Source organism: Pantoea sp. RCC30.1, from assembly GCF_058148845.1.
The window spans coordinates 16122-31382 of record NZ_JBXUHX010000016.1 but is presented as its reverse complement, the minus strand read 5'-3'; the positions used below and the strand labels follow the sequence as shown (position 1 = coordinate 31382).

The window sequence follows — 15261 nt, the reverse complement described above, 5'->3', positions numbered from 1 at the left end:
GGCAAAAAAGAGACGCCGCGCAGAGAAATAAATCTGGCGGCGTGGCAGAGCAGGGGATCAGGAGAGGGTTTCGCGCGGCACCATGACTAAGCCGCCCTGACTGCTATAGGCGGACATCACCGACTTCTGTCGGTTGTTCTGACCCACCAGCGAGGCCAGCTCATCCATCCGCGCCTGCAGGAGACGTTTCACTTCGCATTCGTTATCAAGAATACGGCGCAGCACCGGGCGTAACTGCTCCTGCGTCTGCGATGATGGCGACACAGCATCTGTCGATTCGGATAAGTTCTGCACCGCACTGACATACTCCATCTCCCTGCTGATCAATTCATCCCATTCGCCTTGTTCTGCATGACGCAGCATTCCGTGGCTGAGATCGAGTAACTGGTGGTAAACGGTAATCAGATGCGGTGCAGTGGTCATTAAACGGCGTCCTGAATCAGGTGAGATTGAACTACTTCTTTCCACGCGTCCGCGATATTGCGCAGCAGGCCTTCGACCTCTTCGACCGCTGCAACATCATTGTGCAGGTTGGCATGCAGCAGGCGACGGGTCATGTAGTTGTAAAGATCCAGCAGATTATCTGCCAGTTCATCACCACTGTTTTCAAGCAGACCCTCTTTCAGGCCTGCTTCGATAATATTGATCGCTTTGGAGATGGAGCTGCCTTTGCCTTCAATATTGCCATCCTGCATAAACAAGCGGGCGCGGATTAACGCGCTCAGTGCACCGTCGAACAGCATCATCACCAGCTGCTGCTGGGTGGCGCTCATGACGGCGCTTTCGACGCCAATTTTTGCATAGGCTTTGGTGCCTGTAGCGCTGTACATGGTCACTCCTATGATTTGTTAGAACTTGAGGTATCGAACTGCTGCGTCAGATACGTACTGGTCGAGTTGAGTTTACTTATGGCCAGATCAAGCTGGGTAAACTGTGTTTTATAACGTGCGATATCCGCATCAATACGATCGCTGGTGGTGTTATAGAGGGTGGTTAAATTATTCAGTGTCTTGCTGACGCCATCGGTAGCGGCCTGAACAATCCCTTTGGTCGATAACCAGCCCGTGATATTGGTCGCGATTTTGGTGGTAATACCGGTGGTTTTACCGTCGCCCACGATCATCTCTTTCACGCCTGCGGCATCTTTATCCAGCGCGGCGTTAACCTTAGTGGAATCAATTTTCAATGAGCCCGTCTGGGGATCGGTGGTAATACCAATCTGGCCAAGCGATTTGTAGGAAGAGGAGCTTTGCGCGTTGGTGAGCATGCTTTTCAGCTGCGTCTCAATCGTGCGCAATGTGCTGTCACCGATAAGGGCACCATTGCTGGAGTCCTGCGAATCGGTATTAGTATCTACCTTAGTGTACTTGGTCAGCGTATTGAACTGATCCAGCAACGAGTTATAGGCATCCACCCAGCCGCTGATCGCGCTGGACGCTTTTGAGGTGTCTTTGGTAATCGTCAGCGTCTGAGCGCCCGTTGTCTGCGCGGTCAGATTTAAGGTAATCCCTTCCAGCGCATCACTGATCTGGTTGCTGCTGTTCTCAATCGCAACGTTGTTGACCGTGAGTTGGGCATTCTGCGCTTTAACGCTTTCAGTCATCACATTGCTGCTGGCGGAGGCGTCAAAGCCCACAACGCCCTGCAGCGTGCTGTCGCCGGTGACGGCGATCGTGGCTACCGCATTGTCGCTGCCGGTTTTATTGGCGCTCATGGAGAGGCGGAAGCTGCCGTCTGACACCTTAATAATGGTGGCGGTGACACCGGCATTGGCGCCGTTGATGGCGTCGCGCATACCGGTCAGCGAGGTTTGATCGCTGGAGAGGGTCACGCTTTTGCTTGAACCATCTTTTAAGGTAATCGCGATGCTGCGGCTGGCCACTGAACTGTCGCCCAGTGCGGCGGTGTTGCTGCTCTGCACGGAGGAGGTCAGGACCTGCGCCTGGGCCAGCTGCGTCACGTTAATGGCATATTTGCCGGCCACCGTGGTGCCAGAAGTGGTCGCACTGAACGCCGTTGAGCTGCTGGCCGCGGTGGTCGAGGTAAACAGGTCAGCACTGTTCAGCTTGGTGTTAGCCGTCTGGAAAGTCGTCAGTGAGCTTTTCAGGGTGGCATAGGCACTCAGCTTGGCTGTATAAGCCGATTGCTGCTTTGAAATCGGTGTCAGTGAGGCTTTTTCAGCGGTGGTCAAACTGTCAAGCATGGTACTGAGTGGCAGGCCGGAACCCACACCAAGGTTACTTATACTAGCCATGTTAATTCCTTTATAAGGTCGACAGAGAAATTGATACCTGGGTTATCGGCCTTGAATAAGGAAAGTTTAAGGTTATTTGCCTTAGGGTAATGAGGTAAATAAGCACTATAGAGAAGGGTAATTCAGCGGCTAGAAAATTAATGAATTAAGTCTAAAGAAGTTCGGGCGGGTGGCGATAACTTAAAACGTGACAGGTTGAAGCAGAAAAATTCGCCTGGTACTAAAAAAATTCTAAAGGTTGTTAAACGGCAGACGATAACAACTTTGACGGCGCTGAAGCCGGCGGGTTGAAGCCCACACCTTAACCGAAAGACTTGATTAACAGGAAAATTCATCATGGCCCAAGTCATTAATACCAACAGCCTCTCGCTGATCACTCAGAACAACATCAACAAGAACCAGTCAGCTCTGTCTACTTCAATGGAGCGTCTGTCTTCTGGTTTACGTATCAACAGCGCGAAAGATGACGCTGCTGGTCAGGCAATTGCCAACCGTTTCACCTCTAACATCAAGGGCCTGACTCAGGCTGCTCGTAACGCCAACGACGGTATCTCTGCTGCGCAGACTACTGAAGGCGCGCTGTCAGAAATCAACAACAACTTACAGCGTGTTCGTGAGCTGACTGTACAGTCTCAGAACGGCACCAACTCTGATTCTGACCTCGGTTCAATCCAGGACGAAATCAAATCACGTCTGAGCGAAATCGACCGCGTATCTGGTCAGACTCAGTTCAACGGCGTGAACGTGCTGGCTAAAGACGGCGCAATGAAAATTCAGGTTGGCGCAAACGACGGCGAAACCATCAACATCGACCTGAAGAAGATTGACTCTTCTACTCTGGGCCTGTCAGGTTTCGGCGTCTCTAAAAACGCACTGAAAACCAGCGATGCAATCTCTCAGGTTGGCGCAAGCGGTTCACTGAAAAACGTTGACCTGGCAGCTGTTGCAACTGCTCTGAAAGTAGATGCAAGCTCACTGTCACTGAAAAACGTACAGACTTCAGCTGGCGCAGCCACTGCAACTTACGTTGTCTCTTCTGGCAGCGATAACTACGCAGTTTCTGTTGATGATGCGACTGGTAAAGTTGCACTGAACACCACTGACGTTTCTTATACCGACACGGCGAACGGCGTAACTGCTGGTACCATGACCGGTCAGTTCGTTAAAGTTGGCGGCGATGCAACTGGCGCAGCACAGGGTTATGTGACTGTTCAGGGCAAAGACTACAACACCGCAGCGGGTGCCATTGTTGATGGCGCAGCAGCAGGTACTACTGGCGTAGCAAGTGCTATCGGTGATATCGCTTCTGCAACCAACACCAACGTGCACACGGGTTCAGCAACGTCTAACCCACTGGCACTGCTGGACAAAGCTATCGCATCTGTTGATAACTTCCGTTCTAGCCTGGGTGCAGTACAGAACCGTCTGAACTCAGCGGTAACTAACCTGAACAACACCACGACTAACCTGTCTGCAGCACAGTCTCGTATTCAGGATGCTGACTACGCAACTGAAGTTTCCAACATGTCTAAAGCACAGATCGTGCAGCAGGCTGGTAACTCAGTATTGTCTAAAGCGAACCAGGTTCCACAGCAGGTTCTGTCTCTGCTGCAGGGCTAATCGCCTTCGAATCCCCATTCAAAACCCCGCCTCGGCGGGGTTTTTTTTATGCGTACGATTAGCCTGTTTTTTAATCTTTTCTCTGCCAATCAATTTCCTCTCTTTAATTTATCCTGACACTCACCCTCATGGTTTTTAACACCCTGGTTGAGCAGGTAGATAATGAAAAATATTACTGTTGTGGAACCGCTGTTTGTCACTGCCTTTAAATGTATTGGCAGTGAGTGTCGCGATCACTGCTGCAAAGGCTGGGATATCAATCTGGATAAGCCCACGGTCAAGCGCTATTTAAAATCCTCTCAGATTGAAATCAAAACCCTGGCGACCGACAACATCGTCATTACCGGAAAAAGCTTCGCCAACTGGGGCACCATGAAGCTGAATTCATCCGGCAACTGTGCTTTTATGGGTGAAGACCTCCTGTGTAAAGTGCACGCCAGTCTGGGCGCTGAGGCATTGAGTAAGACCTGCTCTACCTATCCCCGTTCAGCCAGGACGTTTAAATATGAGCGACAAAAGACGCTGGTGCTCTCCTGCCCGGAAGCCACCCGGAAGTTATTAGCCTCACCCGATGCCATGCTCTTCGAACAGACCATTCAGACTCAGCCAGAAGCCAATAAAGCCAAAGATCTTGATCAGCACAAGAAGCTGCTCAATCTGATGTGTCTCAATATTGTTAAAATGAGCGGTGAGAAGCTGGATGAAGCGCTGTACGCACTGGCTACCTTTTTGCTGGCTGCTGAAAGGGTGAGTCCTGAGGAGAATTGGCTGGAAAAAATGGAGCGTCATTTTTCTGACGTGCTTGATAATCTGGCACAGGGCGAAATCAGGCGGCAGCTTGACCAGATTAAGCCTGACTATAATCTGCAATGGTCTTTACTGTTGAGATTACAGACCTGGTTCGGCGCAAAGACATACAAGCGTGGCTTTCCCACCCTGGATCACTATCTGAATAAGCTAATTTATATTTTGTCCGAAGGGGCTAAAACCGATGACGTCAGTCAGCCGATGATCCGGCTGGACAACGTCTGGCAGAAGCAGGTTATGCCCTGGCTCGCTGAGCGCCCGTGGATAATGAACAACTATATTCAGTACCGCATTTATGATGAATTTTTCCCTAATGACGAGAGTCGCAGTCCGTTACTGAGCCTGTATCTTCTGACAGCAGAATGGTTCCAGCTTAAGTCATTGATAGCCGCCAGTGTTGAATTGGTCGGAACGATTGATGAAGAGGATATTATCAATATCATCTACAGCTACCACTCAATAACAAAACACAGTGCACAGTCGGTGAGTGCGTTTCTGGCAGAGATTAACAAGGTTAAGGTCAATGACGATCTGTCGCTGATCTATCTGCTTAAGTAAATTAAGGCTCCGCTTCTGCGGAGCTTTTTATTTATCATGCTCCCAAAAGAGACTGGGTTTTTATCGCAGGTCAGGGTTTAACGCTCGTTTAACGCATTCCGGGTTATGCCATGGGCAGTATGCTGGTCGTTTCAGGCATATCACCTATCCGGAATATAAATCCAGCATGAAAACTTTCATCATCAATCTCGCCTCATCAACGGATCGTCGCGCCATTATTGCGGCGCAGTGCGATGCCGCCGGTCTCGGTTATGAATTTATTCAAGCCGTGAATGGTAGCCTGTTAACGGATACGGAGATTGCGCAGCACATCCGCACCGTTAATTATGCGTTCAAGCCGGGCGAAATAGGGTGTGCGTTAAGTCACATCGCTATTTATCGCAAAATGGCAGATGAAAACATTACTCAGGCATTGATTCTGGAAGATGACGCACTATTAACCCCGATGTTTTCAGCGGTATTATCCAGTCCAGTCATTCAGTTGCCCGAAAATAATCCGACGTTAGTATTGCTCTCACGTGTTAATAAATATGTGAACAAAGTGATTGCGACGGTATCGGAAACTGCCAGCCTTTATCCTGTCTACTGCGCCACTACCGCGCACGCTTATGTCATCAATCTGGCAGCGGCGAAAAGGCTGCTCAGTCTGCTCTATCCGGTCTGGATGGTTGCCGATAAATGGTGCTTGTTCGAAGAGTACGGAGCCTTCCGGCTGCTGGCTGTGCATCCAGCCCCGGTGTTGCTACATGAAACGTCTCAGCAGACCACGATTCAGCAGATAGAAGATGTTGAGCGTCACAACCGTAAGAAACGCCAGATCTGGTCAGAAATCATGGCGAAGCGGCCACTCAAAGCGAAGTTGCGTCACCGTTATCGCCGAGCCGTCGTTCCGCTGTTTCATCAAATCGTCGAGGTCAACGCCAGTGCACACCGTTCAATGTAGTGCAGACCGCACAGCGTTGCAGTAACCGGGGCAGGGTAAGGTGGATATGAGCCTGTACCATGTCGTCTTCCCGACTCCTGAGTTCTCACCCCGGTTACAGTTCCCCCCCAGCCTGCCGATAACTCTCTACAGAACAACATCATTAATGATTTTAACTTTGTGGAGTGTCTATGCGCTTCAATTATGACCTGTTACCGGGCGAGCGGCTGACCTTCGACGAGATCGCCCGGCGTTACGCTTTGCAATACCCTGATGATAAAGAGCTGACGGCGCGCGCCTTGCTGAGTCCGTCAACCGGCCTGCGCACGCTGAAAATCCGTGCCGTTTTTGCGCAGGAAGAGAGCAACAGTCCGCTGGAGGACCTGCTGTTCATCTCCCATGACAACGAGCGTAAAAATTATCTGCGTCGCTTTGAGCACTACCTTAAGCAGAATCTCTCTTTCCTCTATTTCCGTCGCAGTGAGAACGAGAAGCGCGAAAACCTGTGGAAGGTGATGGGCAGCAGCCAGGTTTTCGCGATGATCGATCCGCAATCCGCCACGGCGCAGAACCTGCTCAACAGTCGCGGCTACAAACTGGTGCTGATGCATCAGGATGATGATGACGCTTACTGGCAGCTCTTCACTCCTCAGGCGGATCCCTGCTTTGCGCAGTCGCAGCGCATTCAATTCATCGTGGTGCTGAGTACGCCGCAGCACAAAGTCCCTGCGGCGGTCATGCCGGGTACTGAAGTCGGACGTCGCGTCAAAGCACGGGTGCTGCAGCGCGCCAGCCAGGCGGAATTCAGCGCCGGTGTTAAAGCCCGCTACGGTGCCTGCGTGATGACCGGAACCGAGCTGACCGAACGCCACGGCTGGCCGTGGGTGGAAGCCTGCCATATCGACACGCTGGAAGGCGATGACGGTGTGCTGGCCGATAACAGCGTCGATAACGGCCTGTTTTTACGCAGTGATTTGCAACGATTATTTATTAACCGACTGATTAGCATTAATGGTGAGTCGGGAGAGATCCAGGTGCATCCTGGCGAGGAGGCGCGACAGCATATTGCGCCCTGGTATCAGGAGCTGGATGGTCGGATCTGCAGCCTGTGGGCGGCTGTGCCACCCGCTACGCGGCAACGACTGCGCGCCCGTCGTTAATTCTCACCGATGAGTGCAGAAGGATCTGCACTCTGACTTAACAAAAATGAAATAGCCTCGTTTTACCCCGCCTATTCAGTCAATCGAAAACGCTACAGAATTGCATAATCATGCCGATAACTTCATTAACGCAGGATAGTCAACGTGAACGATTTCTATACCGCCGAAGGCGTGATGGACAAGCATTCGCTCTGGCAGCGCTACGTGCCGCTGGTGCGTCATGAAGCGCTGCGTCTGCAGGTTCGCCTGCCAGCCAGCGTGGAGCTTGATGACCTGCTGCAGGCGGGTGGAATAGGGCTGTTAAATGCCGTAGAGCGCTATGACGCGCTCCAGGGTACAGCTTTTACCACCTACGCCGTGCAGCGTATTCGTGGCGCCATGCTCGACGAGCTTCGTAGTCGGGACTGGGCACCTCGCAGCGTGCGTCGTAACGCACGTGAGGTGGCCGGAGCAATGCACAGGGTGGAACAGTCGCTGGGACGCTCTGCCTCCGAGCAGGAAGTGGCGCAGCAGCTGAATGTTTCCATGGAGGAGTACCGGCAGATCCTGCTGGACACCAACAACAGTCAACTTTTCTCCTACGACGAGTATCGGGAAGAGCACGGCGACAGCGCGGAGCTGGTGACGGAAGGCCATGAAGAGGCTAATCCACTTCACCAGTTGCTTGAAGGGAGTCTGCGTGAGCGCGTTATTGAAGCGATCGAAGCGTTACCCGATCGTGAAAAGATGGTGCTGACACTGTACTACCAGGAAGAACTGAACCTGAAAGAGATTGGCGCGGTGCTTGATGTGGGTGAATCCCGTGTCAGCCAGCTGCACAGTCAGGCGATCAAACGCCTGCGGGCCCGACTTGCGGGAGCGCGCTAGCAGTATCAGTTCCTGGCGATTCAAAATTATAAGAAACCGGGGACTCAGTAATGGGAGCCAAGACCAAGGCCAGACCGTTAAGTCGTTATCTTAAAGACTATAAACACAGCCAGAGCAATTGTTCACACTGTGGCAAGGTATTAGATCGAATGGCGCTCGTTTTTCGTGGCCAGATCATCAATAAAGAGGCCATCGCTCGGATGGACCAGATGATTGATGAGCCGCTGTGGCTGAAGCTTCAGCCCGAACTGACTGCGCTTTGTCGTTTTTGCAGTGATATTTTTTGCAATACCCATCCTAATTACTTCGACATTATGGCGTTCAAACAGTACCTGTTTGAGCAGACAGAGATGAGCCCCAGCACGATTCGTGAATATGTGGTGCGTCTTCGTCGACTGGATGAGATGCTGAAAGCCAAAAATTTCCCGGCCGACAGGCTCAAAGGAAATAGCTGGCATCAGTGTCTGGAAAGCGATCTGCCTGATGCCGGTAATAACAATTACCGCATCGCGCTCCGCAAGTACGATCAGTTCTTAGGCTGGCAGCAGGCGTAAACCTGATCTGCACCGATTGCTCCCCCGCGTGCCTGCGGCACGTTCTCCCCTGGCCCGCCAGCCGGGTCCAGGGAAGGGGGAGCACGGCGCTTCTTTCTCCTCGCATTTTTCTCAGTGCCTGTGTCTTACCGCATCTGCGGACACCTGAATCAGGGTGATCCTTTGCGCATCTTCTGCAACACTATAAAGATAATTCCAGTGCCCGAATGGAGGCAGCATTGTCTTTACATCTGTTACACCAATTCCCTCGTCTTGAACTGCTGGGCGCACCCACGCCGTTAGAACATCTGCCACGGCTCTCCGACTATCTGGGTCGCGATATCTTCATCAAACGCGATGATTTCACCCCCGTGGCGATGGGCGGTAATAAGCTGCGCAAGCTCGAATTCCTGGCGGCCGATGCGCTGCGCGAAGGCGCCGATGTGCTGCTGACCGCGGGCGCGATTCAGTCTAACCATGTGCGTCAGACGGCGGCCGTCGCGGCCCGTCTTGGCCTGAAGTGCGTGGCGCTGCTGGAAAACCCGATTGGTACCCACGCTGAAAACTACCTGAGCAACGGCAACCGTTTGATACTGGATTTGATGGACGCGGAAGTGATCATGGTAGATGCGCTGCACAATCCTGCAGAGCAGCTGGCTGAAGAAGCCACGCGTCTGGAAGCTCAGGGCTTCCGCCCTTACATCGTACCGGTCGGCGGCTCAAATGCGCTGGGTGCGCTAGGCTATGTGGAGTGCGCGCAGGAGATCGCTCATCAGAGTGAAGGCGTGGTCGATTTTGCCGCCGTGGTCGTCGCCTCGGGCAGTGCCGGCACCCATGCCGGACTGGCGGTGGGTCTGGAGCACCTGCTGCCGGAAACCGAGCTGGTGGGCGTCACCGTTTCACGTCAGATCGAAGCGCAGTTGCCGCTGGTTGAGCGGCTGCGTCAGTCGCTGGCAGAGAAGCTGGAGGTGCAGGCTAAGGCACCGATCACCCTGTGGGATGACTATTTCGCGCCGCGCTACGGCGAGCCGAATGACGAAGGCATGGCTGCGGTGAAACTGCTGGCGCAGCTGGAAGGGATCCTTCTCGACCCGGTTTATACCGGCAAGGCGATGGCCGGACTCCTGGATGGCATCAGCCAGAATCGTTTCCGTCGTGAAGGTCCGTTGCTGTTTATTCATACGGGCGGCGCGCCGGCGTTATTTGCTTATCATCCTTCGGTCTGAGACAAGCGAATAAAAGAGTTTATACTCCGTGCGTTATCATTTTGGACTGGCAGCGATAAGCGGTGCTGCCCTTATAAGAACACACACACAATACTGTCAATAATGGGGTGAATATGTCCTTTTCTCGTGCAGGTCGTCAGATGGTGATGGGCGTCATGGCTGTGGCGCTGATTGCAGGCGTCAACGTTAAAACCTTTGCAGCGGAAAATCTGCTGAACAAAATTAAAGAGCGCGGCACGCTGCTGGTGGGTCTGGAAGGAACTTATCCGCCATTCAGCTTCCAGGATGAGAAGGGCAAGCTGACCGGCTTTGAAGTGGAATTCGCAGAACAGCTGGCGCAGCATATGGGCGTCAAGGCGAGCCTGAAACCGACCAAATGGGACGGCATGCTGGCCTCACTTGATGCGAAACGCATCGATGTGGTGATCAACCAGGTGACTATTTCTGATGAGCGTAAGAAGAAGTATGACTTCTCCACGCCATACACGGTCTCCGGCATTCAGGCACTGACCATGAAAGCCAACGCGAATACCATCACCAAACCGGCTGATCTGGCTGGCAAGAAAGTGGGCGTGGGTCTGGGCACTAACTACGAGCAGTGGCTGCGTGAGAATGTGAAAGGCGTGGACATCCGTACTTATGATGATGACCCGACGAAATATCAGGATCTGCGTTCTGGCCGTCTGAATGCCATCCTGGTTGACCGTCTGGCTGCACTGGATCTGGTGAAGAAAACCGGCGATACCATGGCGGTTGCTGGTGATGCCTTCTCTCGTCAGGAATCGGGCGTTGCGATTCGTAAAGGCAATGACGATCTGCTGAAAGCGGTCGACCAGGCTATTGCTGACATGCAGAAAGATGGCTCGCTGAGCAAGCTGTCTCAGAAATGGTTTGGCGCGGACGTGACGAAATAATGCAGGAAAGTCTTCAACTGGTGCTGGATTCAGCACCTTTTTTATTAAAAGGCGCGCTGTTTACGCTGCAGCTCAGCATCGGCGGGATGTTCTTCGGTCTGCTGCTGGGCTTTATTCTGGCGCTGATGCGTCTGTCGCGCTTCTGGCCGGTTCGCTGGCTGGCGCGGATCTATGTCTCGATTTTCCGTGGCACGCCGCTGATCGCGCAGCTATTTATGATCTACTACGGCCTGCCGCAGTTTGGCATTGAGCTGGACCCGATCCCGTCGGCAATGATTGGTCTTTCCCTGAATACCGCCGCCTATGCTTCAGAGTCTCTGCGCGGCGCGATTTCATCGATTGAGCGCGGTCAGTGGGAAGCGGCGGCAAGTATCGGTATGACGCGCTGGCAGACCCTGCGTCGGGTTATCCTGCCGCAGGCAGCACGCACCGCGCTGCCTCCGCTGGGGAACAGTTTTATCAGCCTGGTGAAAGATACCTCGCTGGCGGCGACCATTCAGGTGCCGGAGCTGTTCCGTCAGGCGCAGTTGATCACCTCGCGTACGCTGGAAGTCTTCACCATGTATCTGGCGGCCTCGCTGATCTACTGGGTGATGGCAACGGTGTTGTCTGCGTTGCAGAACCGGCTGGAACAGCATGTTAATCGTCAGGATTCGGAGTCGAAATGAGCGCCATCGAAGTCAGAAAGCTGGTGAAATCGTTTAACGGCCAGACGGTGCTGCACGACATCGACCTTGATGTGGCCGCCGGTGAAGTGGTGGCGATTATCGGTCCCAGCGGCTCGGGTAAAACGACGCTGCTGCGCAGTATCAACCTGCTGGAAGTGCCGGATAGCGGCACTATCCGTGTCGGGGAGATTACCGTGGATGCGGCGCTGGCCCAGAGCAAGCAGAAAGAGCAGGTGCGTCGTCTGCGTCAGCAGGTTGGGTTTGTTTTCCAGAACTTCAATCTGTTTCCGCACCGTTCGGTGATGGAGAACATTATTGAAGGGCCGGTTATTGTCAAAGGCGAAGCGAAAGCGGATGCGATAGCCCGCGCCCGCACGCTGCTGGAGAAGGTCGGACTGCACGGCAAGGAAGATAGCTATCCACGACGTCTGTCGGGTGGACAGCAGCAGCGTGTGGCAATTGCCCGTGCGCTGGCGATGCGGCCGGAAGTGATTCTGTTTGATGAACCGACCTCGGCGCTGGATCCGGAGCTGGTTGGCGAGGTGCTCAGCACTATCCGCGCGCTGGCCGAAGAGAAACGCACCATGGTCATCGTCACGCATGAGATGAGCTTTGCCCGTGACGTTGCTGACCGCGCCATTTTTATGGATCAGGGACGCATTGTGGAGCAGGGCGAGGCGAAAGCGTTGTTCAGCAATCCGCAGCAGCCACGAACCCGTCAATTCCTCGATAAATTTCTTAATCAGTAACCTCACTGCCTTCTCCGGAAGGCAGTTTTAATCGGTTTAATCCTCTTTTTTCAGCGGCAACACGCTTAATTTGCCGTGCGATATCACAGGTAATTATTCAGCCGTTAAACCTTTTGCTGCATCTGACAAATCTTTTCCTTTCATCGGATATTAAATGGCGTTGACTGCTGCCACTTCCTCTTATTTCTATTCTGTGGATTATCAAACGATATTATCCTTTGGTCTGGCTGAGGCGCAGATTATTCGCTTATTGCCCGCTTGATTAATAAGTGTAAGGAAACGTTCTGCTAAGTAAATAACTGTGGCAACAGGGCCAGTCAGCGGCTTTTAAGAGTTTCGCTACATTCATCACCGGTTCAATGGCGAATAATCGCTGGATAATCATAAAAGCAATACTGATTTCCTCGCTTTTACTTTCCAGCATTCTGACCTACACAGCAGGAGTCATTGAATGAGCCAGACTAAGTCAGACCAGATATTGTGGGTAGATACCCTGAAGGGCGCCTGCATATTGTTGGTGGTCCTGTACCACACGGTTTTACCCGGCTTTGAAGGGACGATGAAATACCTTACTGCCGGATGGATCCCCGCCGAAATATGGATACAGTTTAATACGGTCCTGTCGCCGTTGCGTATGCCCGCTTTTTTCTTTGTGTCGGGATTGCTGGCGACCAATGGCATTATTAACCGGCCCTGGAAACAGGTGTTTACCAGTCGCATCACCAATCTCTTTTATCTCTATATTCTGTGGGGCTTTATTCAGTGGTGGTCAATTATTGGCATCTCTACCGAAATTACCGGCCAGCGTATTTCACAGAATCTCAATGCCGCCTATGCCAGTTCGCTGCTGGAATTTCTTAAACTGACCTTTATGGCGATGAGCACCTCATGGTATCTCTATGGACTGGGGCTGTATTTCCTGTGTGCTAAAGTTTTTCGTCAATATAAGCTGGCCCTGGTGGCGGTGGCGATCCTGCTCAATTATCTGGCGGTCGAAAAAGTGATTCCGTTCTGGGGACCCCAGAGTCTGGCGCAATATTTCCTGTTCTTCCTGCTGGGTGCGTTCTGGAGTCAGACCATGCTGCGCCTCAGTGAATGGCGGCGGGAGAATCTGATGCCCTGGGCGCTACTTGCTGCGGTCGCCGGGATTCATGTGATATTCGGCCTGGATAAGAGTTTGTTCCTGTGTGTACTGGCGGTGTTATTCAGTATCGCCGCCTGCCGCTGGCTGAATCAGCATTTCAGCATGCGCTATCTCAACTGGGTTGGCCGCAATACGCTGCAGATTTACGTCATCCACCGTATTTTTATCGAGTTCTTTGGTATGTCCGCGATTCTGTTCGCGCAGCGGCATCATCTGTTTGAGCAGGCGTGGTTTTCGTTTCTCTGGGCGTGCTTCTATCCGGTGGCAATCGTGGGGATTTGCTCGCTCTGTTCAGTGGCAATATGGTCGCTGACCAATCGCGGAGTAGGGCAGTCGCTTTTTGTATTTCCGACATTAATGAAAAGGGCGCCTGGCAGCGCGAGCAGTGGGTAAGTTACGCTTAGCAGCGGGTATGCACTGAGTAAGTTTCGCCCGTCAGGATATGGGGAGTTTCAGGTTGCCCGTGCAGGCGGACGCGTCAAGGGGCGGACGCCCGCCCCTTAACAATCCCGGCGTCCGGCTGCCTCCGCGCTGCGGATGCCTCTGGCAAACCCCGCCTTTAATATCTTTGTTTTTCCTGAATGGTTTGTTGTCTGCTGGTATGAGAGCCAAAGACAATCTTTGAAACTCACCTCAGTAACGGTAAATTGTGAACTGAAATAACGACTACACGGAAAGAGGGATATTCAGGATGAGTAAGCGTTCGGAAATTATTGATGGTAGAGATGCAAGCACCGCTAAGTACGGAATAGCTTATACGGAAGTACTTGGCTGGGTGGACCTGGGGCATGCCCAGGGAACGGACATTCGAGACCTTTTGAGAGTGATGTCACAGGGTGAATTATAGGGAAAGGAATTTTATGATGTCAGGTATGTCCAGGGAATGACGTCACCGTTTAGGTTGTTCCGATCAGGTAAGGTTATGACCAGGAGTATCCGGAGAGGCCGCCCTTACTGGGAACATAAAAGCATTGCCCTGGCGATGATGATGACTATGGCTCGCAAGTTCGAGGCGTTTCAGGGGGTGTTTCCCAATAATATAGTCACTGACAGTGGGTTTAGTGGTGAGGACCTTGTGTCAGATCTGCTGGGTTTTTATCGCGTAGTGTCGGTTCAGAGCCCCTTTGATATGCTCCGCCCAGTGAGTAAAGAAGAGGCTCTGAAACGCTGGGACTACTACGGAAAAATCGGTAACTGGAAAAATGAGACGTTTCAGCCTCTGCTGTTCCCCGACCCGGAAAAGTTCCCGCACTTACGGCCGCGTAAAGGTTTGTTACCGCCGTTCATGCGCACGGTAATCCCCTATAACGATTTTCTGTCCGGGAACGTGATTCTGCCGTGGCATGATGGGACCTTTGTGATACTCGGTACCAGCAACGGCAGGATGGAATTATGAGGAAGGCTATCGTCGCCCTGATTGGTGTGATTGCCAGCGCTGGTATTGCGCTGGTTGTTGGCTGGCCTTATGTGAAGATGGAGTTTGCCAGCAGCGCATATTATACCGAGCAAGATAAACGGGCGTATGACTATTACACACCAGAGTTATTAAAAAAAATTCCAAGAGTATCAGGCGATTATAAATTCGAATTTGGGAGAATTACAGACACAGAAGCTAGCGTATTTACCGTGAAATTTTATGGTGTTGCTGAAAACCAAATTATTATTAACTACCTGAAATCAGAAGGATATGAACGCCAGGCTTCGTGTGATGTTGAAGCCGAGTGTTGGAAAAGCCGAGCGACCCATGATGAAGTTACGGTCGGTAATATTCACTCCCAAAAAGGGGTGTTTGTGCAGATATATCGACGGTTATATTCAAACCCATAAACCAGACGCGCA

The 15261-nt window shown here is 52.2% G+C and carries 15 protein-coding genes and 1 pseudogene; 13 read left to right on the top strand and 3 right to left on the bottom strand.

The genetic code is table 11. The annotated features are described in order from the left end of the window. Positions 1-57: 57 nt before the first annotated feature. From fliT to fliD, 3 genes are read right to left on the bottom strand one after another with little or no spacing between them, the layout of a single operon-like run. Positions 58-423: a flagella biosynthesis regulatory protein FliT gene (gene fliT, locus AC2LB6_RS14950; protein ID WP_490094107.1), complete on the bottom strand. Its 366-nt coding sequence runs from the start codon at positions 421-423 to the stop codon at positions 58-60. Beyond that, positions 423-830, bottom strand: coding sequence for a flagellar export chaperone FliS (gene fliS, locus AC2LB6_RS14945; RefSeq protein WP_090960064.1), 408 nt, complete (start codon positions 828-830; stop codon positions 423-425). The genes fliT and fliS overlap by 1 nt, the downstream gene beginning before the upstream one ends. Before the next feature lie 8 nt (positions 831-838). Beyond that, positions 839-2254 carry a flagellar filament capping protein FliD gene (gene fliD, locus AC2LB6_RS14940; RefSeq protein WP_490094106.1) on the bottom strand — a complete coding sequence of 472 codons (1416 nt, stop codon included), beginning with the start codon at positions 2252-2254 and terminating at the stop codon, positions 839-841. 336 nt (positions 2255-2590) lie between these two features. Here fliD and AC2LB6_RS14935 point away from each other — a divergent pair, with 336 nt between their 5' ends. The 13 genes and pseudogenes from AC2LB6_RS14935 (at position 2591) to AC2LB6_RS14875 (ending at position 15249) form a co-directional block, all read left to right on the top strand. Then, complete coding sequence (locus AC2LB6_RS14935; RefSeq protein ID WP_490094105.1) at positions 2591-3874, top strand: FliC/FljB family flagellin; 1284 nt, start codon at positions 2591-2593, stop codon at positions 3872-3874. A 162-nt stretch (positions 3875-4036) separates the two neighbouring features. After that, the gene (gene fliB / locus AC2LB6_RS14930; RefSeq protein WP_490094104.1) at positions 4037-5239 is read left to right on the top strand and encodes a flagellin lysine-N-methylase; all 1203 of its coding nucleotides are present in this window, start codon (positions 4037-4039) and stop codon (positions 5237-5239) included. A 166-nt stretch (positions 5240-5405) separates the two neighbouring features. Further along, a complete protein-coding gene (locus tag AC2LB6_RS14925) occupies positions 5406-6182 on the top strand; it encodes a glycosyltransferase family 25 protein (protein ID WP_490094103.1) in 777 nt (258 codons plus the stop codon). Positions 6183-6352: 170 nt separating this feature from the next. Beyond that, positions 6353-7321 (top strand): HNH endonuclease signature motif containing protein, encoded by a 969-nt coding sequence (locus tag AC2LB6_RS14920; RefSeq protein ID WP_490094102.1) that lies wholly within the window; start codon positions 6353-6355, stop codon positions 7319-7321. Positions 7322-7465: 144 nt separating this feature from the next. After that, the gene (locus tag AC2LB6_RS14915) at positions 7466-8188 is read left to right on the top strand and encodes an RNA polymerase sigma factor FliA (RefSeq protein ID WP_003854529.1); all 723 of its coding nucleotides are present in this window, start codon (positions 7466-7468) and stop codon (positions 8186-8188) included. A gap of 50 nt (positions 8189-8238) precedes the next feature. Then, complete coding sequence (fliZ, locus tag AC2LB6_RS14910; protein ID WP_090960078.1) at positions 8239-8742, top strand: flagella biosynthesis regulatory protein FliZ; 504 nt, start codon at positions 8239-8241, stop codon at positions 8740-8742. A gap of 218 nt (positions 8743-8960) precedes the next feature. Next, complete coding sequence (locus AC2LB6_RS14905; RefSeq protein WP_490094101.1) at positions 8961-9947, top strand: D-cysteine desulfhydrase; 987 nt, start codon at positions 8961-8963, stop codon at positions 9945-9947. A gap of 113 nt (positions 9948-10060) precedes the next feature. After that, positions 10061-10861 (top strand): cystine ABC transporter substrate-binding protein, encoded by an 801-nt coding sequence (gene tcyJ, locus AC2LB6_RS14900; RefSeq protein WP_090960084.1) that lies wholly within the window; start codon positions 10061-10063, stop codon positions 10859-10861. Next, entirely contained in the window at positions 10861-11529 is a 669-nt protein-coding gene (tcyL, locus tag AC2LB6_RS14895) for a cystine ABC transporter permease (RefSeq protein ID WP_003854540.1), read from the top strand. Before tcyJ ends, tcyL begins: the two co-directional genes overlap by 1 nt. Continuing rightward, positions 11526-12278, top strand: coding sequence for an L-cystine ABC transporter ATP-binding protein TcyN (gene tcyN, locus AC2LB6_RS14890; protein ID WP_490094100.1), 753 nt, complete (start codon positions 11526-11528; stop codon positions 12276-12278). Before tcyL ends, tcyN begins: the two co-directional genes overlap by 4 nt. 451 nt (positions 12279-12729) lie before the next feature. Beyond that, a complete protein-coding gene (locus tag AC2LB6_RS14885) occupies positions 12730-13815 on the top strand; it encodes an acyltransferase family protein (protein WP_490094099.1) in 1086 nt (361 codons plus the stop codon). Between the two features lie 298 nt (positions 13816-14113). Beyond that, positions 14114-14818 (top strand): annotated as a pseudogene (locus AC2LB6_RS14880) (hypothetical protein). Next, the gene (locus tag AC2LB6_RS14875) at positions 14815-15249 is read left to right on the top strand and encodes a hypothetical protein (RefSeq protein WP_490094098.1); all 435 of its coding nucleotides are present in this window, start codon (positions 14815-14817) and stop codon (positions 15247-15249) included. The pseudogene AC2LB6_RS14880 and the gene AC2LB6_RS14875 overlap by 4 nt, the downstream one beginning before the upstream one ends. Positions 15250-15261: the final 12 nt, after the last annotated feature.